This window comes from Micromonospora craterilacus, assembly GCF_003236315.1.
Lineage (GTDB): Bacteria > Actinomycetota > Actinomycetes > Mycobacteriales > Micromonosporaceae > Micromonospora > Micromonospora craterilacus.
In genome coordinates, this window is sequence record NZ_POTY01000125.1 from 1 (window position 1) to 20053 (window position 20053).

At 72.2% G+C, this 20053-nt stretch carries 22 protein-coding genes and 1 tRNA gene; 19 read left to right on the top strand and 4 right to left on the bottom strand.

Features of this window, described 5'->3' with window-relative positions; all coding sequences use genetic code 11:
• Positions 1–1605: a DUF885 domain-containing protein gene (locus C1I95_RS19510; RefSeq protein ID WP_111215258.1), complete on the top strand. Its 1605-nt coding sequence runs from the start codon at positions 1–3 to the stop codon at positions 1603–1605.
• A gap of 10 nt (positions 1606–1615) precedes the next feature.
• Here C1I95_RS19510 and C1I95_RS19515 read toward each other — a convergent pair whose 3' ends face one another.
• The gene (locus C1I95_RS19515) at positions 1616–2308 is read right to left on the bottom strand and encodes a hypothetical protein (RefSeq protein ID WP_111215259.1); all 693 of its coding nucleotides are present in this window, start codon (positions 2306–2308) and stop codon (positions 1616–1618) included.
• Between the two features lie 221 nt (positions 2309–2529).
• On the opposite strand from C1I95_RS19515, the gene eno reads away from it, so the two are divergent.
• From eno to C1I95_RS19535, 4 genes are all read left to right on the top strand, one after another.
• Positions 2530–3813 carry a phosphopyruvate hydratase gene (gene eno / locus C1I95_RS19520; RefSeq protein ID WP_111215260.1) on the top strand — a complete coding sequence of 428 codons (1284 nt, stop codon included), beginning with the start codon at positions 2530–2532 and terminating at the stop codon, positions 3811–3813.
• A gap of 29 nt (positions 3814–3842) precedes the next feature.
• Positions 3843–4472: an FtsB family cell division protein gene (locus tag C1I95_RS19525; protein WP_111215273.1), complete on the top strand. Its 630-nt coding sequence runs from the start codon at positions 3843–3845 to the stop codon at positions 4470–4472.
• A 36-nt stretch (positions 4473–4508) separates the two neighbouring features.
• Entirely contained in the window at positions 4509–5066 is a 558-nt protein-coding gene (locus C1I95_RS19530; protein ID WP_111215261.1) for a DUF501 domain-containing protein, read from the top strand.
• Positions 5067–5221: 155 nt separating this feature from the next.
• Complete coding sequence (locus C1I95_RS19535) at positions 5222–5716, top strand: amino-acid N-acetyltransferase (protein WP_111215274.1); 495 nt, start codon at positions 5222–5224, stop codon at positions 5714–5716.
• A gap of 165 nt (positions 5717–5881) precedes the next feature.
• Here the strand turns inward: C1I95_RS19535 and C1I95_RS19540 are convergent, their stop codons facing one another.
• Positions 5882–6076: a DUF397 domain-containing protein gene (locus C1I95_RS19540; protein WP_111215275.1), complete on the bottom strand. Its 195-nt coding sequence runs from the start codon at positions 6074–6076 to the stop codon at positions 5882–5884.
• Positions 6073–6891 (bottom strand): helix-turn-helix domain-containing protein, encoded by an 819-nt coding sequence (locus C1I95_RS19545; RefSeq protein ID WP_111215262.1) that lies wholly within the window; start codon positions 6889–6891, stop codon positions 6073–6075. Before C1I95_RS19545 ends, C1I95_RS19540 begins: the two co-directional genes overlap by 4 nt.
• Positions 6892–7129: 238 nt before the next feature.
• On the opposite strand from C1I95_RS19545, the gene C1I95_RS34830 reads away from it, so the two are divergent.
• The 12 genes from C1I95_RS34830 (at position 7130) to C1I95_RS19600 (ending at position 16967) form a co-directional block, all read left to right on the top strand.
• On the top strand, positions 7130–7312 hold the full coding sequence (locus tag C1I95_RS34830; RefSeq protein ID WP_146605766.1) for a hypothetical protein: 183 nt from the start codon (positions 7130–7132) through the stop codon (positions 7310–7312).
• Positions 7309–7650 (top strand): hypothetical protein, encoded by a 342-nt coding sequence (locus C1I95_RS19550; protein ID WP_111215263.1) that lies wholly within the window; start codon positions 7309–7311, stop codon positions 7648–7650. The genes C1I95_RS34830 and C1I95_RS19550 overlap by 4 nt, the downstream gene beginning before the upstream one ends.
• A gap of 48 nt (positions 7651–7698) precedes the next feature.
• The gene (locus C1I95_RS19555) at positions 7699–8637 is read left to right on the top strand and encodes a Ppx/GppA phosphatase family protein (RefSeq protein ID WP_111215276.1); all 939 of its coding nucleotides are present in this window, start codon (positions 7699–7701) and stop codon (positions 8635–8637) included.
• Positions 8638–8784: 147 nt separating this feature from the next.
• Positions 8785–9282, top strand: a complete 498-nt coding sequence (locus C1I95_RS19560; protein ID WP_111215264.1) for an LppU/SCO3897 family protein — start codon at positions 8785–8787, stop codon at positions 9280–9282.
• Between the two features lie 210 nt (positions 9283–9492).
• Complete coding sequence (locus C1I95_RS19565; RefSeq protein WP_111215265.1) at positions 9493–10179, top strand: dienelactone hydrolase family protein; 687 nt, start codon at positions 9493–9495, stop codon at positions 10177–10179.
• Complete coding sequence (locus tag C1I95_RS19570; RefSeq protein ID WP_233513756.1) at positions 10172–10912, top strand: uracil-DNA glycosylase; 741 nt, start codon at positions 10172–10174, stop codon at positions 10910–10912. Before C1I95_RS19565 ends, C1I95_RS19570 begins: the two co-directional genes overlap by 8 nt.
• 77 nt (positions 10913–10989) lie before the next feature.
• Positions 10990–11718 carry a DUF4129 domain-containing protein gene (locus tag C1I95_RS19575; RefSeq protein WP_111215267.1) on the top strand — a complete coding sequence of 243 codons (729 nt, stop codon included), beginning with the start codon at positions 10990–10992 and terminating at the stop codon, positions 11716–11718.
• A gap of 156 nt (positions 11719–11874) precedes the next feature.
• Positions 11875–12468: a hypothetical protein gene (locus C1I95_RS19580; RefSeq protein ID WP_111215268.1), complete on the top strand. Its 594-nt coding sequence runs from the start codon at positions 11875–11877 to the stop codon at positions 12466–12468.
• On the top strand, positions 12468–13475 hold the full coding sequence (locus tag C1I95_RS19585; protein ID WP_111215269.1) for an AAA family ATPase: 1008 nt from the start codon (positions 12468–12470) through the stop codon (positions 13473–13475). Before C1I95_RS19580 ends, C1I95_RS19585 begins: the two co-directional genes overlap by 1 nt.
• A 6-nt stretch (positions 13476–13481) precedes the next feature.
• Positions 13482–14867, top strand: coding sequence for a DUF58 domain-containing protein (locus C1I95_RS19590; RefSeq protein ID WP_111215270.1), 1386 nt, complete (start codon positions 13482–13484; stop codon positions 14865–14867).
• Between the two features lie 58 nt (positions 14868–14925).
• Positions 14926–15489: a hypothetical protein gene (locus C1I95_RS19595; protein WP_111215277.1), complete on the top strand. Its 564-nt coding sequence runs from the start codon at positions 14926–14928 to the stop codon at positions 15487–15489.
• Between the two features lie 152 nt (positions 15490–15641).
• A complete protein-coding gene (locus tag C1I95_RS19600) occupies positions 15642–16967 on the top strand; it encodes an NAD(P)/FAD-dependent oxidoreductase (RefSeq protein ID WP_111215271.1) in 1326 nt (441 codons plus the stop codon).
• Positions 16968–17025: 58 nt separating this feature from the next.
• Here the strand turns inward: C1I95_RS19600 and C1I95_RS19605 are convergent, their stop codons facing one another.
• On the bottom strand, positions 17026–18873 hold the full coding sequence (locus tag C1I95_RS19605) for a hypothetical protein (protein WP_233513757.1): 1848 nt from the start codon (positions 18871–18873) through the stop codon (positions 17026–17028).
• A 101-nt stretch (positions 18874–18974) separates the two neighbouring features.
• On the opposite strand from C1I95_RS19605, the gene C1I95_RS19610 reads away from it, so the two are divergent.
• Positions 18975–19055: transfer RNA gene (locus tag C1I95_RS19610), tRNA-Leu, on the top strand.
• Positions 19056–19158: 103 nt separating this feature from the next.
• A complete protein-coding gene (locus C1I95_RS19615; protein WP_111215272.1) occupies positions 19159–19992 on the top strand; it encodes a Bax inhibitor-1/YccA family protein in 834 nt (277 codons plus the stop codon).
• Positions 19993–20053 lie beyond the last annotated feature (61 nt).

Genomic DNA, 20053 nt, shown 5'->3' on the forward strand with positions numbered 1-20053 from the left:
GTGGTTGGGGAACGGATCGTCGAGGCGTTGCTGGCCGGGCGGCCGGGGTTGGCCAGTTCGGCTGGAGACCATCGGTTCGATGATCGGTTGCCGGACTTCTCCGCCGACGCGGTCGCGGGGGATCGGGCGATGCTGGTCGATGCGGCCAGCGTGCTGTGTGAGATCGATTCGGACGCCCTCGATGTGGCGGAGCAGGTCGATCATGCCTTGCTCGCCGCGCTGGTGGACGGCGAATTGTTCGAGCTGACCGAGATCCGGTCGCACGAGTGGAACCCACTGACGTACAACCCCGGGCCACTGCTGCACGCCCTGGTGTCCCGCCCGTACGCGCCGGTCGACGTCCGGTTGACCGCCCTCGCCGGGCGGCTGGACGCCGTACCCGACGCCCTGGCCACCGCGCGGGCGACGCTGAGCGACATGCCGCGGATCCACGCCGAGACGGCGGTCGGGCAGTTCACCGGCGTGGCGGCGCTGATCCGCGACGAGGTGCCGGCGCTGCTCACCCAGGCGCCCGCGCTGTTTGACCGGGTCGAGCCGGCCGCCACCACGGCGATCGCCGCGCTGGAGGAGTTCGTCGCCTGGTTGCGCGCCGACCTGGCCGCCGACGCCGGCCCCGGGCGCGACCCCCGGCTGGGCCGGCGCCGCTGGGAGGCCCAGCTCTGGCACACCCTCGACACCGAGCTGGGCGCGGCGGAGATCCAGCGCCGCGCCTGGGCCAACCTCGACCGGGTCACCGAGGAGATCCGCGCGGCGGCGGTCGAGCTGGTCGGTGGCCCGGCCGACGACGAGACGGTACGCCGGGCGCTGGACCTGCTCGCCGCCGAGCATCCCGACGACCACACCATCGTCGACCTGGCCTCGATCACCCTGGACGAGGCGACCGATTTCGTCCGGGCCCACGACCTGGTGACCGTGCCGGACGACCCGTGCGTGATCCAGGTGATGCCGCAGTTCGCCCGGGGCGTGGCGGTGGCCTACTGCGACGCGCCCGGTGCGCTGGAAACCGCCGACCTGCCGACGTTTTACTGCATCGCGCCCGCCCCGGCGGACTGGCCGGCGCATCGGATGGAGTCGTTCTACCGCGAGTACAACGACCACATGGTCCGCAACCTGACCGTGCACGAGGCGATGCCCGGGCACTTCCTCCAGCTCGCCCACGCCCGCCGCTACGTCGGCTCGACCCGGGTCCGCGCGCTGACCCGGTCCGGCCCGTTCCTTGAGGGGTGGGCGGTCTACGCGGAGGAGCTGATGGCCGGGGCCGGCTTCGGCGGTCTACCGGTGCGGTTGCAGCAGCTGAAGATGCAGCTGCGGATGACCCTCAACGCACTGCTCGACCAGCTGGTGCACGCCGAGGAACTGCCCGAGGCCGAGGGGATGGCGTTGCTCACCGGGCGGGGCTTCCAGGAGGAGGGGGAGGCCGCCGGCAAGTGGCGCCGCGCCCTGCTCACTTCCGCCCAGTTGTCCACGTACTTCGTCGGCTACAACGAGGTGGCCGCGATCGCCGCGCGCCGCCCGCACGACGTGTCGGTACGCGCCTGGCACGACAAGATGCTCGCCCACGACTGCCCGCCCCCACGGCACCTGCGGACCCTGCTCGGCGGGTGAAAACCCGTGGTCAGGAGCCGGCCTGCCGGCGGTCCACCACGCCGGCGCCCGGCGGCAGGTCGAACGCCGCCCCGTCGACCTGCTCCCGGTAGCGGCTCAGCGCCAGCTCCGCCGGCTGGCCGTCGACCTGGCCGGTGAAGCTGCCCAGCGCACCCTCCCCGGTCACGCAGGTGGCGAAACTTCCGGCGGTCTGTCGTACGTCGACACAGGTGGCGAGGTGACCGGCGACCGTGGTGTCGCTCTGCGTGATGGTGGCGCCGGGGTCCAGCGCGGCGGCCGTCAGCAGCCCCATCACCATCGGTGGCGTGACCTGACCTTCCCGTTCGGCTGCGGCGAAGAGGACCACCGAGGGCTTGCTGTTGGGCGCGGGCGGCGCCTCGATGGTGCAGACCGTCCGGCCGCTGGCGGTGTCGCAGCGGGTGGTCGCCTCGGCGGTGACCGTCAACTTCCCGCCCGGCCACTCGTACGCGGACCGGGCCGGGTCCTGGGACTGGGTGATCGACGCGGTCCGCCCGCCGGGAAGCTGGTACTCCGCCGAGTAGGTCAGCTCCAGCGCCCGGTCCAGCCGGGCGGCGAGCTCGTTGACGATGTCGGCCCGCCCCATGGCCCGCCCGGCGTCGTCCAGCGCCTGACAGCCGGTCACGGTGAGCAACGTTATGACCGACACGGCGAGCGTACGAAGGGTGGTCGAGGCGGCGGGCATGGCGACCAGCCTGATCGATCGGGTCCCGCTCGTGCAAACCCGTTGCCGGTTGAGGCACGAGAATCCGGGAATGTCCGACCCGTCGGGTGTCGAACGGCGGGCCGCAGCCCGCCCGGTCGCCGCGCCGCCGGGCGGGGACCGATACGCTGCGTTCAACACCTGCCTCTGCCGCACCGTCGCGGCCCATACGGCACGAGACGACATGAACGAGGAGCGACTCAGTGGCAACCATCGAGGTAATCGAGGCTCGGGAGATCCTGGACTCGCGGGGCAACCCGACCGTCGAGGTCGAGGTCGGGCTCGACGACGGGACGATCTCCCGGGCGGCGGTGCCCTCCGGCGCATCGACCGGCGCCTTCGAGGCGATCGAGCTGCGCGACGGTGACAAGGACCGCTACCTGGGCAAGGGAGTCGAGAAGGCGGTCGCCAACATCGAGGACCGGATCGTCGACCAGCTGATCGGGTACGAGGCCAGCGAGCAGCGGGTCATCGACCAGAAGATGCTCGACATCGACGGCACCGACAACAAGGCCGAGCTGGGCGCGAACGCCATCCTCGGGGTCTCGTTGGCGGTGGCCAAGGCTGCGGCCGGCAGTGCCGAGCTGAGCCTCTTCCGCTACCTGGGCGGGCCGAACGCGCACCTGCTGCCGGTGCCGATGATGAACATCCTCAACGGTGGGGCGCACGCCGACAGCAACGTCGACATCCAGGAGTTCATGATCGCGCCGATCGGCGCGCCCAGCTTCCGCGAGGCGCTGCGCTCTGGTGCCGAGGTCTACCACGCGCTCAAGTCAGTGCTGAAGAAGAAGGACCTGTCGACCGGGCTCGGCGACGAGGGCGGCTTCGCCCCGAACCTGCCCACCAACGCCGCCGCCCTGGACCTGATCGCCGAAGCGGTGGAGAAGGCCGGCTACCGGCTCGGCACCGACATCGTCTTCGCCCTCGACGTGGCCGCCACCGAGTTCTTCGCCAACGGCAGCTACACCTTCGAGGGGGTCGCCAAGACCGCCGAGGAGATGAGCGAGTACTACACCAAGCTCGCCGACGCGTACCCGATCGTCTCCATCGAGGACCCGCTGGCCGAGGACGACTGGAGCGGCTGGCAGACGCTGACCGCCGCGATCGGCGACCGGATCCAGATCGTCGGGGACGACCTGTTCGTCACCAACCCGCAGCGCATCGCCCGGGGCATCGCCGAGAAGGCGGCCAACGCGGTGCTGGTCAAGGTCAACCAGATCGGTTCGCTGACCGAGACGCTGGACGCGGTCGAGCTGGCCCACCGGGCCGGCTTCAAGTGCATGATGAGCCACCGTTCCGGCGAGACCGAGGACACCACCATCGCCGACCTGGCGGTGGCCACCGGCTGCGGCCAGATCAAGACCGGTGCCCCGGCCCGCTCGGACCGGGTGGCCAAGTACAACCAGCTCCTGCGCATCGAGGAGGAGCTGGCCGACGCGGCGCGGTACGCCGGGGCGGGCGCCTTCCCGCGTTACCGTTCCGCCTGACGGATGCCAGACCTCGGGGGAGGGGTGTGATGCAGCAGCGCCGCACACCAGGTGGTCAGCGTCCGGTTCGCCGGCCGGGTCGCACCGGTCGGCCCGGCACCGGCCGGGGCGCGGTCCGCGACAGCGGGGTCCGCGCCGAGTCGCGCGCCGCCGCCGGCCGGGCGCCGTCGACCACCCGCGGTGCCGAGGGCGTACGCTCCGCCAAGCGGCCCGCCGCCGCCCGGCGTAGCGGGGCCGGCGGCGTCACGCGGCTCTCCGCACCCCAATCCCGAGGTCTCACCGGGCGGGCCACCGTGCTGTTCGCGGTGTTGATCGCGCTTGCCCTCGCCTACACCTATCCCGTCCGGGTCTACCTCGACCAGCAGGCCGACATCGAGCGGATGGAAGCCTCCCAGGCGGCCCAGCGCGAGTTGATCGCGGAACTGGCCGAACGGGCGGCGAAGTGGGACGACGACGCGTACATCGAGACCAAGGCCCGGGAGCGGTTCTTCATGAGCCGGCCCGGCGAGAAGATGGTGATCCTGCTCGAAGACCCGGCCGGGGCCGCCCGGGACGCGGGTGTCGCCGGTGACCCGGCGAGCCCGGCCATGCCGGACGCGTGGTACGACACCCTCTGGTCGAGCGTGCGGGCGGCCGACGCCAATCTGACCGACGAGTGAGCACCGACATCTGAGCACCGAACGAGAGATGGCACCGTGACTGTCGTACCACCGCAGGAGCCGGCGGCGGCTTCCGTACCCCCACCGAAGCGGGAGCCGGCCACCGAGGCCGACCTGGCCGCGGTGGCCGCGCAGCTCGGACGCCCGCCGCGAGGGACCCGGGCGGTGGCCCACCGCTGCCCGTGCGGCCTGCCCGACGTGGTGGAGACGACGCCCCGACTGGCCGACGGCACCCCGTTCCCGACGCTGTTCTACCTGACCTGCCCCCGGGCGACGGCCGCGTGCAGCCGGCTGGAGTCGGCCGGGTTGATGCGGGAGATGGCGGACCGGCTGGCCACCGACCCGGAACTGGCCGCCGAGTACCGGGCGGCGCACGAGGACTATCTGACCCGCCGGGACGCCATCGCCGAGGTGCCCGAGATCGCCGGCGTATCGGCGGGCGGCATGCCCGGCCGAGTGAAGTGCCTGCATGTTCATCTCGGCCACGCGCTCGGCGCCGGGCCGGGAGTGAACCCGTTCGGCGACGAGACGCTGGAACTGGTCGAGCCGTGGTGGACGGCCGGCCGCTGCGTCGACGTGCCGGACGCCGGGTGAACCCGGACGGTCTTTCGGCCGCGACCCGACCGGATCAGCCCGACCCGGACGGTCTTTCGGCCGCGACCCGACCGGATCAGCCCGACCCGGACGGTCTTTCGGCCGCGACCCGACCGGATCAGCCCGACCCGGCCGGCGCAGCCGACGGCGACATCGTGCTCCGGCGGGCCCGGACCGCCGACGTGCGGGCGATCCGGCGGCTGGTGGACACCTACACCGACGATCGCCGGCTGCTCAGCAAGGCGACCGTGACGCTCTACGAGGACGTCCAGGAGTTCCGGGTGGCCAGCCGGGTTTCCGACGGCGCGGTGATGGGCTGCGGCGCGCTGCACGTGATGTGGGAGGACCTGGCCGAGATCCGCACCGTCGCGGTCGATCCGACCTGCCGGGGAAAGCGGATCGGGCACCGGATCGTCGCCGAGCTGATCGAGGCGGCCCGGGAGCTGGGCGTGGCCCGGATCTTCGTGTTGACCTTCGAGACCCGGTTCTTCGCCTCGTTCGGCTTCACCGAGATCGACGGTGCGCCGGTGCCGCACCCGGTCTACGAACAACTGCTGCGCTCGTACGACGAGGGTGTCGCCGAGTTCCTCGACCTGGAACGGGTCAAGCCGAACACCCTGGGCAACACCCGCATGCTGCTGCGCCTCTGACCCCGCTCGTCAAGATCGTGCTCGATCCAGGATCGAGTGGCTATTCGGGCGCTGGGATACCACTCGATCCTGGATCGAGCGTGACCTTGTCGGACCCGTACGCAGACAGTGGCTGCTGCACACGCCGAAGCCCCCGGCTGGGCGGGGGCTTCGGCGTTGGTGTGGTCAGGCGGTCGGGCCGATCTCCTTCGCCAGCTCGACGAAGCCCGCCCAGGAGGCCGGGGTGAAGGCGAGCGTGCCGCCATCGCGGTCCTTCGTGTCGCGGACGAGGACGACGCCGGTCAGATTGTCGGCCACCTCCACACACGACCCACCGTTGGTTCCCGAGTAGGTCGACTTGCGCCACCTGGCATCGGTCATGTCCATGTCTGCGCCGCTTCCTTGATCAGTTCGAGGGACTGCCTGCGGGGAAGCGCCTCACCCCGGACCGCCTCCCAGGTCCGCTGAAGGGTGGCCAGGTCGTCGGTGTGGTTCACGATCTGGGCCCGAACCTGGTGGTCGAGGTGGGCCACCACTGATCCGTCGCTCAGCGCCGCCAGGATGAAGCCTCCCTGCAACCCAGGGTAGATCCCCGTCTCCTCGGGCACCACGAGGATCTGGACGTGCGGCAGCTCGGAGACCTTGACCAGGTGTTCGAGCTGCTCCCGCATGATGTCGGGGTGGCCGTTGATGCCCCGCCGGAGCACCATCGCGTCGAGCACCGCCACCACTGGCACCGGCACATCGCGGGTGAGGATCGCCTGCCGGTCCAGCCGGGACGCCACCCGCTGTTCGATCTGGTCGGGCAACAGTAGGCCGTTGTTCATCATGCCCCGTGCATATGCCTCCGTCTGAAAGATCCCCGGCACGAACGCCGGCTCGTACCAGCGCAGCAGTGCTGCCTCGCGTTCCAGCTCGATCCATTCCCGGAGCCACGATGGCGTCTGCTCCAGCTTCGACAACTCGCGGAGCATCCGGGTGAACCTGCCCTCCGCCGCCTCCGGATCGAAGGCCGGATCGTGGGCGCGGTCGACGGCCAGCATGTAGTCCTTCGTGGGCGGCCGACCACCGGTCTCGACCGAGCTGACATGTGAGCCGGAATAGCCGATGACGCGGCCGAAATCGTCCTGGCTCGACCGCAGGTGAGCCCGGAGCAGGCGTAGCTCCTCGCGTACGTAGTCGATTGCGTTGCTCATCGATTCCCCACCTCTGCCCAATTCCGCCCGACGGCCTGTCAAACGCGCCCTACCGCGACCATGACCTGCGCAGATGCCGCGAGCACCTATCGGCATCAATGCGGTCCTATCCAGACTGTCGCATAACGGATTCGCTCCTATCCAGGAAGGGACGGGGTGGATTTCGTGTCGGGGCCGCCCATGGATTTCCCCCGTACCGGGGCGGCCCCTCCCGATCACCTGCGTGATGGAGGTCGATGTGCGTACCCGTCCATTTCTCTGCCCGACGGTGCTCCTCACCGTCCTACCGCAACGCCGACGCGGCACCCACCTGCCCGAGTGGATGCGCGAGCCGACACAGCCGCTGCCGCTCCAGCGCCCCGGCCGTCCCGGCTGGCTGACCCCCGGCCAGCAGTGGCGGGCAGACGGCGAACGTCGGTGATTACAACGAAGCTGCCGAGGCCGGGCCGGGGGCCACACCCAGCGCACCCGCACGCGGTCGGACCGAACGCCCCGCACACCCCGCTGCGGCCGATGTGGTGCTGCCGGGCCGACGGCCAGCCCTGGCCCTGCGCCGAGGCGCGACTTCTGCTCCGCGCCGAGTTCGACCGGAACCTCGCCGGCCTGACGATCTACCTCGCCGGCCTGATGTACGAGGCCATCCGCGACCTCTACCACCTCAACCCGCATGACGGCCCCGAGCCCAAGGCGCTGTTCGACCGGTTTGTCGGCTGGACGCGGCGGGGACGGAACGCCGGGCGGGACGTGATCGGCGAGTAGGCGTTCGGGGCGGGGTGGGGCTATAGGGTGACCGACGTGACGACGCGTGTGGCTGCCATCGACTGCGGCACGAACTCGATCCGGTTGCTGGTCGCCGACCTGCCCGACCCGAAGGCCGGGGCCTCCGCGCCGCTGGTCGACGTGACGCGGCGGATGGAGATCGTCCGCCTGGGGCAGGGGGTCGACAAGACCGGCCTCTTGGCTCCGGAGGCGATCGAGCGGACCCGGGTCGCGCTGGCCGACTACGCCGCCGAGATCGAGAAGCTGGGCGCCGAGCGGGTACGCATGGTCGCCACCTCGGCCACCCGGGACGCCGCGAACGCGGCCGACTTCCGGGCCATGGTGGAGCAGACCCTGGGCGTCGCGCCCGAGGTGGCCAGCGGCGACGAGGAAGCCCGGCTCTCCTTCACCGGTGCGGTGCGCGGGCTGCCCACCGACGCGCGGTCGCCGTACCTGGTGGTGGACATCGGCGGTGGCTCGACCGAGTTCGTCGTCGGTAGCCGGGACGGCGGTGTCGACGCGGCGATCTCGATGGACATCGGCTGCGTCCGGATGACGGAGCGCCACCTGCACGGCGACCCGCCCGGCCTGGCCGAGACAACCGCCGCGCAGGCCGACATCGCGGTGGCGGTGGACCGGGCGCTGGCCGCCGTGCCCGGGCGGGAGGCGGCCACGCTGGTCGGGCTCGCCGGTTCGGTCACCACCGTGGTCGCGATCGCCGAAGGGCTCACCGAGTACGACCCGAGCCGCGTTCACCACGCCCGGGTGTCGTACGAACGGGTGGCGGAGGTGACCGCCGAGCTGCTGGCGATGACCCGCGAGCAGCGGCTGGCCATCCCGGTGATGCACCCCGGCCGGGCCGACGTGATCGGCGCGGGCGCGCTGGTGCTCCGCGTGATCATGGAGCGGGCGGGCATGGCCTCGGTGGTCGCCTCGGAGCACGACATTCTCGACGGCATCGCCTGGAGCCTCGCTCCGACCGCCTGACGGCACGCCTGGAGCCTCTCTCCGAGCGCCTGACGGCACGCCGGGAGCCTGGGAATTGGCTGAACGGATGAGGCAGGTGGGGCAACGGGGGGAGCCGATGATCCCTTACGGTGTCGTCTGCTCATCCCCCTTTTGGAAGGAATTCCCGTGTCAGAGCAGGTCGCACCGCCCCCCGCGCCGGACGCATCGCAGCACCCGTCGGGCGGGCCGGCAACCCCCGGGGAGGCGGGCGTGCAGCCGGCGTCGCCGGTTGAGCCGGAGAAGAAGTCCGGTGGCAAGAAGAAGCTGCTCGGCATCCTCGGCGCGATCGTCGCGTTCGCGGTCGTGGCAGGTCTGAAGTTCGGCCTGGCCAGCGTGTTCAACAAGGACGAGGCAGCCGAGGCGAAGGCCGGCGACTGCATCGCCGAGCTGTCCGAGACCATCGGCGACCAGGAGACCGAGGTCGAGGGCGCGAAGGTGGTCGACTGCACCGACACCGCCGCCGTGTACAACGTGGTCGGCCGGGTCGACGGGCAGACCGAGGAGCAGGCCCGCTCCGGGGACGCCTGCACCCAGTACTTCAAGGATGGCGACGACGGTTACGTCTTCTCCAGCATCAAGCCGGGTGGCACCGGCTACCTGCTCTGCCTCACCAAGAAGGCCTGAGGCCATCCGGGCAGCATCCCCATCACCGTCGACGGCGGCGCGGCACGTCCCGCGCCGCCGTCGGCGTGTCCGCCGCTACGCAGACGCGAACGGGAGGTGAATGCCACTGTTCCGGCATCTTCCGACGGACGTCACCGCATGGCAGGCTACCGGCACGTAGGACCACTGGGCGACCAGCCAACGATGACTGACCGCTAGGAGGACGGGCCAATGGGCGAGATGGTTACCTACCGTGGCGGTGGCGGTACGGGCGAGGGATACCTCGCGATACCCGCCACCGGTACGGCCAGCCCTGCCGTCATCGTCATCCAGGACTGGTGGGGCATCGTGCCGCACATCCGGTCGGTCGTGGACCGTTTCGCCGAGGCGGGCTTCGTCGCCCTCGCGCCGGATTTCCGGCACGGCGAGCCGGCCGGCAAGCCGAGTGAGCCCCGGCAGATGCTGAACGGGCCACAGATGGACGAGGCGGCGCGCGAGATCGCGGCGGCCGCCGACTATCTCGCCGGCCGTACCGAGGTCGCCGGCAAGGTCGGCTGCGCCGGCTTCTGCGCCGGGGCCAGCCTGGCGCTGTGGGCGGCGAGCTTCTCCGAACGGATCGTCGCCACCGCCGCCTTCTACCCCCGCCTGCCGTGGGAGGGGATGCGCTCCGAGTGGGCGGACTACGCGGGCAAGGACGCGCTGGTGCACTGCGCGGAGGCGGACGGCACCTCCACCGACCCGGGGGTGCAGGCGGTACGCCAGGCCATCGAGGGTGCCGGTGGCACCTGCCAGCTGCACGACTATCCGGGCACCGCGCACGCCTTCTTCAACGAGGACCGGCCGGAGAAGTTCGACCAGCGCGCCGCCACCAGCGCCTGGGCCCGCACCCTCAAACTCTTCCGGGCGAAGCTTGGCTGAGCCGCGTACGCCCGCCGAGGTGGTTGCCCGCGCGGCGCGGGCGACCGATCTCGCCGACCTCGACGCGGCCGTCGCCGACTGCTTCGCCTGCCCCCGGCTGGTGGACTGGCGGGAGGAGGTGGCGCGCACGAAGCGGGCGGCGTTCCGTGACCAGGAGTACTGGGGCCGGCCGGTGCCCGGCTTCGGTGATCCCGCGGCCCGGATCGCGATTCTCGGGCTGGCCCCGGCCGCGCACGGCGGCAACCGCACCGGCCGGATCTTCACCGGTGACCGCTCCGGCGACGTGCTGTTCGCCGCGCTGCACCGCGCCGGCCTGGCCAACCAGCCGACCAGCGTCGCCGCCGACGACGGACTGACCCTGCGCCAGACGCGGATCTTCGCCGCCGTGCGGTGCGCCCCGCCGGACAACAAACCGACCCCGGCCGAGCGGGACACCTGCGCGCCGTGGCTGCACCGCGAGGTCGCACTGATCAGGCCAACGTTGCAGGTGGTGGTGGCGCTGGGTGCCTTCGCCTGGGCCGCGTGGTGGCCGGTGTTGCGCGATGTGTACGGCCACCGTCCGCCCAGCCCGCGACCGTCGTTCGGTCATGGGGCACACTGGTCCGGCACGGCCGTACCGGAACTGCTGGGCTGCTACCACGTCAGCCAGCAGAACACCTTCACCGGGCGGCTGACACCAGAGATGCTGGACGATGTGTTCGCCCGGGCGAAGCGGTTGGCCGGAGTGGACTGAAGCTGCGGGGCGGTGGCGATGGCGGACGAGAAGCGCGATGGCCCGCCGTACGCCCCGGTGGCCCGGAGGTAGCCGGGATGGACGTCCTGCGCAGGTGGTGGCCGGTCGCGCTGGTGGTCGGCCTGCTCGCTGGGGTGGCCCTGGCCTCCGCGCACTCGTCGATCGGCGCGAGCCGGATCCCGCCCGCCGTCCAGGACGCCCCCTTCGTGCTGGAGTATCCGAGCGGGGAGCCGCGCCCGTCGTTCCCGGCGGAGCCGCGAGAGGCCGCCGAGGAGACCCGTACCCAGATCCCATCCTGGCTCGGCACGGCCGCGCTGGTGCTGCTCGCGGCGGCGCTGCTCGCCGCCCTCGGCTACCTGGCCTGGGCGCTGGTGCGGGGAGTGGCCCGCCGGGTCACCCGGGCGCTGCCCACGCGCCCGGCCCGGCGCAGTGCCGAGGGCACCGCCCGTGAGGTGGTTGCCGCCGTTGACGCCGGTCTGGTCGAGTTGGACGACCGGTCCACCGACCCGCGGACCGCGGTGATCGCCTGCTGGGTGCGCCTCGAAGAGGCCGCCGCCGGCGCCGGGTTGCCCCGACTGACCGGCGACACCGCCACCGACCTGGTCACCCGCCTGCTGCGCGGTGACCAGTCGACCGGGGTGCCGGCAATCGTCAGCGCCGACGTGCTGGCCGAGTTCGCGCACGTCTACCGCGAGGCCCGGTACGCCACCCGCCCGGTCGACGAACAGACCCGCGACCAGGCCCGCTCGGCCCTGCGCCGGTTGCGCGGCGAACTCACCGCCGCGGTCGAAGCGGGGGCGGCTTGAGCGAGCGTCAGCGAGCGAACGATTGGCACAGCGCGGAAAACGCTCAGGTCGACGCCGAGCGGAGCGAGGTGGCGGCTTGAGCGAGCGTCAGCGAGCGAACGAGTGGCACAGCGCGGATGAAGGTCAGGCCGGCGCCGAGCGGAGCGAGGTGACGGCATGACCGAGCGGCAGCGTGGTGCCAGCATCGACGACCTGCTCAGCTTCGAGGACGAGCGGCCGGTCCAGCCCGGGCGGCGGCAGAACGGGCCGCTGCGGACCGTGGCGAACGTCCTCGGCGTCGCCGCCGCCGTGACCGTCGTGGCCGTCGCCGGGTTACGCGTGGTCGGGCTCCGGGTGTCGCTGCTGGTACTGGTCGCCGCGGTGCTCACGCTGCTGGTCGTACGCCGGATCGTCGCCGCGCTCGCGCCGTCCCGGACGCGCGCCGGGGTCCCCTCCCGTGGCGGAGAAGAGGACGGCACCTACAACTGGGCGGCCCGGGACGCACTGCGCACCGCGATCAACGGCTGGGAACTGCCGCTGGACTGGTCGAAGACCAATCCCGAACGCTTCACCGGGGTGGTCCTGCCGCGCCTCGTCGAGCTGGCCGACGAGCGGCTGCGCCTCAAGCACGGCGTGACCCGCGAGGCGGATCCGACCCGGGCCCGGGCCCTGCTGGGCGACCGGCTGTGGACGTTCCTGGAGACCCCGCCTCGCCGCACCCCTTCGCCGCGCGACCTCGCGGTGATCGTCGCCGAACTGGAGAAGATCTGATGAACGACGTCGACCGGACGATGCCCGCCACCGAGGTCGGCCACCTCGCCCGGACGGTGCTGGACGCGGTCGGTCAGGTCGTGGTCGGCAAGCGGGACGCCCTGGAACTGGTCCTCGCCGGCATCCTCGCCGGTGGACACGTCCTGTTGGAGGACCTGCCCGGCCTGGGCAAGACGCTCACCGCCCGGTCCTTCGCGCAGGCGCTCGGGCTGGATTTCCGCCGCCTCCAGTTCACCCCCGACCTGCTGCCCGCCGACGTCACCGGCTCGTTCCTCTACGACCAGCGCAGCGGCGACTTCGCGTTCCGGGCCGGGCCGGTCTTCACCAACCTGCTGCTCGCCGACGAGATCAACCGGACTCCGCCGAAGACCCAGTCCGCCCTGCTGGAGGCGATGCAGGAGAAGCAGGTCTCGGTGGAGGGCGTGACCTACCGGCTGGACGAGCCGTTCCACGTGCTGGCCACCGCCAACCCCATCGAGTACGAGGGCACCTACCCGCTGCCGGAGGCCCAGCTGGACCGGTTCCTGCTGCGGGTGTCCTTCGGTTACCCGGAGCAGGACGAGGAGTGGGAGGTGCTGCGCCGCCGGATGGCCCGCCGTCGGGAGGAGGCCGACATCAAGGCGGTCGTCGACGCCGGCACCCTGCGTGCCATGCAGGCGGCCCTGGAGGACGTGGTGGTCGAGGATTCGGTCGGCCGCTACATCGTGGCGCTGACCGCAGCCACCCGGGAACACCCGTCGGTGCTGGTCGGCGCCTCGCCGCGGGGGTCGTTGGCGCTGCTGCTGCTGGCCCGGGTCCGGGCCGTGCTCTCCGGCCGGGACTACGTGGTGCCGGAGGACGTCAAGGACGTGGCGGCGCCGGCGCTGGCGCACCGGATCACGCTGCGGCCGGAGATGTGGCTGCGCCGGGTCGATCCGTCCTTCGTGGTCGGTGAGGTACTGGACAGCACCCCGGCACCGGCCAGCGGGGCGCTGCCCAGCTACGCCGCCGGCCGGCAGGGGCACTGACCCGTCGTGACCACTCCGGACCGACCGGCACCCACCAGCTGGACGCCCACCTGGGCGCTCGGCCGGGCGGTGCTGCTCACCGGCCTGCTGCTGGTCGCCGCGGTGCTGCTGGGCCGGGTGGACCTGGTCGTGCTGGCTGCCCCGTTCGCGCTCGGTACCGCGTACGCGTTGCGCCGCCGGCCCACCGAGCTGCCCCAGGTGTGGATCGGCGCCGCCGAGGAGCACCTGGTGGAGGGGGGTGAGGTGACCGGGACGGTCAGTGTCGGCAACCCCGGCACCGTGCCCTACGACGTGGCGGTACTGCGTACCCGGGTCTCGCCCTGGCTGCGCATCGAACGGGCGAGCCTCGCCGGCGGAGCCGTCGCCGGGGGCCGGTCCGGTGGGGACCGCCGACCGACCGTGGCCGACCGGCCGTTCGTCACCTCGGTGACCCCGGACACCGCGGTCGACCTGGAACTTGCCGGGACCGCGCTGCGGTGGGGGCGGCACCGGCTCGGCCCGGCCGGCGTCCGGGTCTCCGCCGCCCAGGGACTGCTGGTCTCCCGCGTGGTGATCGCCGAGCCGACCCGGACCCGGGTGTACCCGAAGACCGAGCCCTTCGAGGCGGTCGAGGCGATGCCCCGGGCCGCCGGGCTGGTCGGCGCGCACCACTCGCGCCGGCCCGGCGAGGGCGGAGAGCTGGCCGGCGTACGCGTCTTCGCCCCCGGCGACCGGCTGCGTCGCATCGATTGGCGGGTGTCGCTGCGCGCCCGGCAGCTGCATGTGGCGGCCACCCTCTCCGATCGGGACGCCGAGGTGGTCGTGCTGCTCGACGTGCTCGTCGAGGCGGGCCGTTCCGGCGGGATCAACGGGACGGCCTCGGTGCTGGACACCACGGTCCGGGCCGCCGCCGCCATCGCCGAGCACTACCTGCACCGGGGCGACCGGGTGGCGCTGCTGGAGTACGGCCCGAGTGCCCGGCGGCTGCGCCCCGCCACCGGACGCCGGCAGTACCTGACCGTCCTGGAGTGGCTGTTGGACGTGCAGGCCCGGGCCTCGTCACACGAGCCGTACGACCAGGTGTTCGGGCCGCAACTGCTCTCCGCCGACGCGCTGGTGGTGGTGCTCACGCCGCTGCTGGAGGAGCGGTCGGCACAGATGCTGGCCCGGCTGGCCCGCTCCGGGCGGTTCGTGGTGGCCGTGGACACCCTGCCGGCCGATCTGTCGCCGCCGGCCGACCGGGGCTGGGCCGAGGTGGCGTACCGGTTGTGGCGGCTGGACCGGGACACGATGATCGCGCAACTGCGCGAACACGGCGTGCCGTTGGTGCCGTGGGCCGGCGCTGGCAGCCTCGACCAGGTGCTGCGCGACGTGGCCCGCCTGGCGACCGCCCCCCGGGTGGGTGGCCGGTGAGCGCGAGGAACGCAGCGCAGCGGAGTACCGCATTCGCGAACGAAGGTGGAGGCCGGTGATTGCGTCGCTGACCGGCCGGGTGAAGGCGCTGCGGACGGCGGCCGGCCGGGTCGCCCTGACTCCGGTGCTGGTCCGCGCGGGAATCTTCGTCGGCACGCTGGTGGGGTTGCTGCTGGCGTATCCCGCCGAGGTCGTCGCGGGGCGGGCGTTCGGCGCCCTGGTCGGGGTCGCGGTGCTGCCCGCGCTGGCACCGCGCCGGTTCTGGCCGACCTTCGCTGCGCTGGTCACCGTCGCGGGGTGGCTGATCGCCACCGACGGCTACGGCCGGCCGATCGCGTTGTGGCGGCTGATGGCGGTAGCGGCGGCGCTCTACCTCACGCACACGCTGTGCGCGCTGGCCGCGGTGCTGCCGTACGACGCGGTGGTGGACCCGGACCTGATCGTGCGTTGGCTCACGCGCGCGGCAACAGTGTTGCTCGCCACCTCCGTGGTCGGGGTGCTGCTGGTCGAACTGACCCGGGTGGGTGGCGGCGACACCGGCCGGCAGGCCGTCACGATCGCCGGTCTGCTGATCGCGCTCGGGGTGACCGCGCTGCTGGCCTGGCTGCTGCGACGCAAGTGACAGGCGGTTTTCGTGTGCTGCGAATGAGGCCGCTTCCGGCGGTGGAAGGGCGGTCGGTGGGCGGCGTTGTCCGGGTCACAGTGAGGTTGTGCTCGGTCACAGAAGCGCACCGCAGACGGGATTAGCGCAGCTTCGCGGGGAAAGATAGAAGCGTGAATCCGAAGCGGATCCTTGTGGTGGGCGCCGGGCACGTCGGTCTCTACGCGGCGCTGCGCCTGTCGAAGAAGCTCAGCTCCCGCGAGGCTGAGGTCATCGTCGTCGACCCCCAGCCGCACATGACGTACCAGCCGTTCCTGCCCGAGGCATCGGCGGGAAACATTTCCCCGCGGCACTCCGTGGTGCCGCTGCGTCGAGAGTTGCGTCGGTGCAAGGTGGTGGCCGGCGCGGTGACGCGGATCGACCACGAGCGCAAGACCGCTGTGGTGCAGCCGATCGTCGGCCCGACCCGGGAAATCACGTACGACCACGTGGTGGTCGCCCCCGGCTCGGTTTCCCGGACCCTGCCGATCCCCGGCCTGCACGAGCACGGCATCGGCTTCAAGACCATCGGTGAGGCCATCTACCTCCGCAACCACGTGCTCGACCGGCTGGACGTGGCCGCTGCGACGACCGACCCCGAGGTCCGCCGCAGCGCGTTGACCTTCGTTTTCGTCGGCGGTGGGTACGCCGGCATCGAGGCGCTCGCCGAGATGGAGGACATGGCCCGGGACGCCCTGCGGTACTACCCGGAACTGGAACCCTCGGACATGCGGTGGGTGCTGGTCGAGGCCACCCAGCGGGTGCTGCCCGAGGTCGACCGGGACATGGGCGCCTACACGGTGCAGCAGCTGCTGAAGCGGGACATGGACATCCGGCTGGACACCCGCCTGGAGTCCTGCGTCGACGGGGTGGTCAAGCTCTCCGACGGCGACAGCTTCCGCTCGGACACCATCGTCTGGACCGCGGGTGTGAAGCCGTCGCCGATGCTGGACGCGACCGACTTCCCCCGCGAGGAGCGGCGTCGGATCACCTGCCTGCCCACCCTCCAGGTGGTCGACGGTGACCGGGTGGTCGAGGGCGCGTGGAGCGCCGGCGACTGCGCCGCGGTGCCGGATCTGACCAAGCCGCCGGGCGACTACTGCTCGCCGAGCGCCCAGCACGCGGTGCGCCAGGCCCACCGGATGGCCGACAACATCGTGGCCGTGATCCGGGGCCGGGAACCGGTGAACTACAAGCACAAGCACGCCGGCAGCGTGGCCAGCCTCGGCCTGCACAAGGGCGTGGCGCAGGTCTACGGCATCAAGATGACCGGCTGGCCGGCGTGGTTCATGCACCGGACGTACCACATGAGCCGGATCCCCTCGTTCAACCGCAAGGTCCGGGTGGTGGTCGACTGGACGCTGGCGTTCGTCCTCAAGCGTGAGGTGGTCGCCCTCGGCCAGCTGCACGACCCGCGCGAGGAGTTTGCCGAGGCATCCCAGCCCCGCGCCAAGTCGTAAGGAAGGGCCCCTTCTTAACGCCTCCGGTCGAGGAAGGGTCCCCTCTTAACAGGCGTCCTCATACCCGCCAGAACCAGGCGTCGGCCATCCGGGTCGACGGGCCGTAGAGCGCCTCCAACGTGAGGCGCAGGCTGTCGGCGTGCGGGGTGGCGACCGCCAGTGCCACGCAGGAGGCGCCCCAGTGCCGGGCGTCCGCCTCGGCCTGGCGGCGCTGCTCCTCGCCGACGACCGGCCGCAGGCCGCTGGCGGACACCTCGGCCAGCAGCGCCGAGGTGGGACGCGGCGCAGCCCCCATCGCGGCGGTGCCATCCCGGCCGTGCGGGCCGATGAAGAAACCCTCCGGCATGCCGAAGCCGGCGCCCGCGGCCGTCGCCCAGCGCATCGGCCCGGGCTCCCTCGGCGTGGCCAGCGGCACCGGCACCAGCACGCCGCCCGGCGCGACGCAGGCGCGCCAGTGGCCGCCGGTGATGAACTCCGGCACCGGCGTGCGCTGGGCGGTGGGCAACGGTGCCGGGACGACCGGCACCAGCGCCACCCCGACGGCCGCCAGCATCAGCCGCCGGGGGCGGCCGGCTGCCCGCAGCGCCCGGTCCACCGCCAGCACCAGGATCGTCGCCGCCAACGGCGGTACGGCCAGGGCGAATCGCATCGGTAGCGCGCCGTCGACCACCGGGAGCCCGGCCAGCAGCGCGTACGGCCCGGGCACGCCGGTGCCCTCACCGCCGTACACGATCTCGGGGCCGAGCGAGAGCGCCCCCATCACCAGGATGCCGGCGGCGCAGGCCAGCACCAGCGGGCGACGCCCCAGCCAGAGCGCACAGCCGGCGGTGACCAGCAGCAACGGCCAACCCAGGAAGGTGTTGTACTCGGCCGGGCCGGTGGTCAGGCCGGCCGAGCGGTCGTTCCCGACCAGGGCGAGCGGCGAGATCGCCGACCAGCTGCGCAGGTCGGCGGCGAAGTAGTGCGGGCTGAACAGGCCGTCGGCGAGGCCCTGCGGCCCGGCGAACTGGAACCACAGCGGGTGGGCGAGCACGGCCAGGGCCAGCCCGGTGGCCAGCGCCGTACCGCCGGCGAAGGCGGGCAGCGCGCGGCGGGCCAGGTCGCGATCCACGGCGATCACCGTCACCGCCATCACCAGCAGCGTGACCGCGCCGAGGAACAGCACCTCCTCGCCGATGAACACCTGCACGGAGACGGCGGCGGCGAGCCCGACCGCCGAGGTGACCAGGCGTCGCCGGTCCGGCCGTCGGTTGCCGGCGGCGGTTCCCGGCGGCCCGCCGGCGGCGGCGCGGAGCAGGCGTACCACCAGCCAGACGATGACCGGTAGCAGCCATTGGGCGGTCATGTGCAGGTGGCCGTTGGTCTGCGACACGATCCCCGGGCCGAAGCCGCACAGCGCACCGCCCAGCGCCGCGGCGGGCCGGTGGGCGCGCAGCGTACGGCTGAAGAGGAGGTACCAGGCGGTCGCGGTGCCGGCCAGGTTGCCGGCCGTGAGCAGGGCGAAGGTGACCGGCGCGCCGAACAGCAGGGTGACCGGCGCGAACAGCATGCCGAGGGCGATGACCGAGGTGTTCGCCATCAGGTTCACCCCGGCGGGGGCGTTGAGCCGGTCGGTCAGCAGCCCGAAGTCGCCCAGCAGAGCCCGCGCGTCGACGGTCAGGAACCACTCGTAGAGGATCTGGTCGTCGGGGTTGAGCGAGAGCGTCCGACCGGTCGGGTCGGGCCAGAGCCCGTGGGTGAGCCAGCCGGCCAGCGCCGTGAAGAACAGCCCCACGACCAGGTCGCCCCGGTGCCGGGCGGCGGCCCGGGCCAGCCGGGACATGCGCGGCAGGCGTACCGCCTCGATGGTGTGCAGCGTCCGCTGGGCCACGTCGTCGTCCCGGGCGGTCGGTGCGGGGCTGGTCACGGCCTCGACCCTAGTGTCGGTGGCCGGCGGGGGACGCCGTAGCGGCCGCGAACCCGCTACCGTGGCACTGCACCGCGCGTGCCGGCGCGTCGGGGTCACCCGCCCGGGTGGTGGAACGGCAGACACGGCCGCCTTAAAAGCGGCTGCCGCAAGGCGTGCGGGTTCGACCCCCGCCCCGGGCACTCTCAGCGTTCCCTCAGGATTCCGATCACCATCGGACTGTCCCGGACGTTTACTCTTGTAGCGCGCGTTGACGTGCCACGACCCCCTTAGGGAGGCCAGACAGTGAAGACTTCGAACCCGGTGCTCGCCCGGCTCGGCCAGGCGGCCGAGCGGGAGCGTGCCGCCGGGTACGCCCCGACCGGGCCCTACGGGCAGCCCGGCTACCCCCAGCAGTATCCGCCGCAGGCCGGTTACCCCGGCGCGCCGGGCTACCCGGCCGCGCCGCCGGCGGTCACCCCCATGTCGATCGACGACGTGGTGGTCAAGACGGTCACGCTCCTGGCCATCCTCGGCGCCACCGCCGCGGCGGCCTGGGTGCTGGTGCCCGACGCGCTGCTCGGCGCCGCCTGGATCGGCGCGGCCGTCGTCGGTCTGGTGCTCGGTCTGATCATCTCGTTCTCCCGGATGGCGAACCCGGCGCTGGTCGTCGCGTACGCCGTCGTCGAGGGCGTCCTCGTCGGCGCGATCAGCAAGTTCTTCGAGTCGCTGTACAGCGGCATCGTGCTCCAGGCGGTGGTCGCCACCTTCGGTGTCTTCTTCGTGATGACCATGCTCTACCGGGCACGGGTCATCCGGGCCACGCCGAGGTTCACCAAGGGTCTGATCGCGGTCATGGCCGGCCTGTTCGCCGTCATGATGATCAACTTTGTGCTCTCGCTGTTCGGCTTCAACACCGGTCTGCGGGACGGCGGCGCGCTGGCCATCGGCTTCAGCCTGGTCTGCATCGTGGTCGCCTCGCTGAGCTTCGTGCTCAGCTTCAAGGAGGTCGAGGACGGCGTCCGGATGGGCCTGCCGCAGCGCTACTCCTGGGTCGCCGCGTTCGGCATCCTGGTCAGCCTGATCTGGCTCTACATCGAGATCCTGCGCCTGCTGAGCTACTTCCAGGGCGACGACTGACCTCGCGCCCCGCGACCGACCGGCGCCCGCCCCCACCCGGGGACGGGCGCCGTCGTCATCC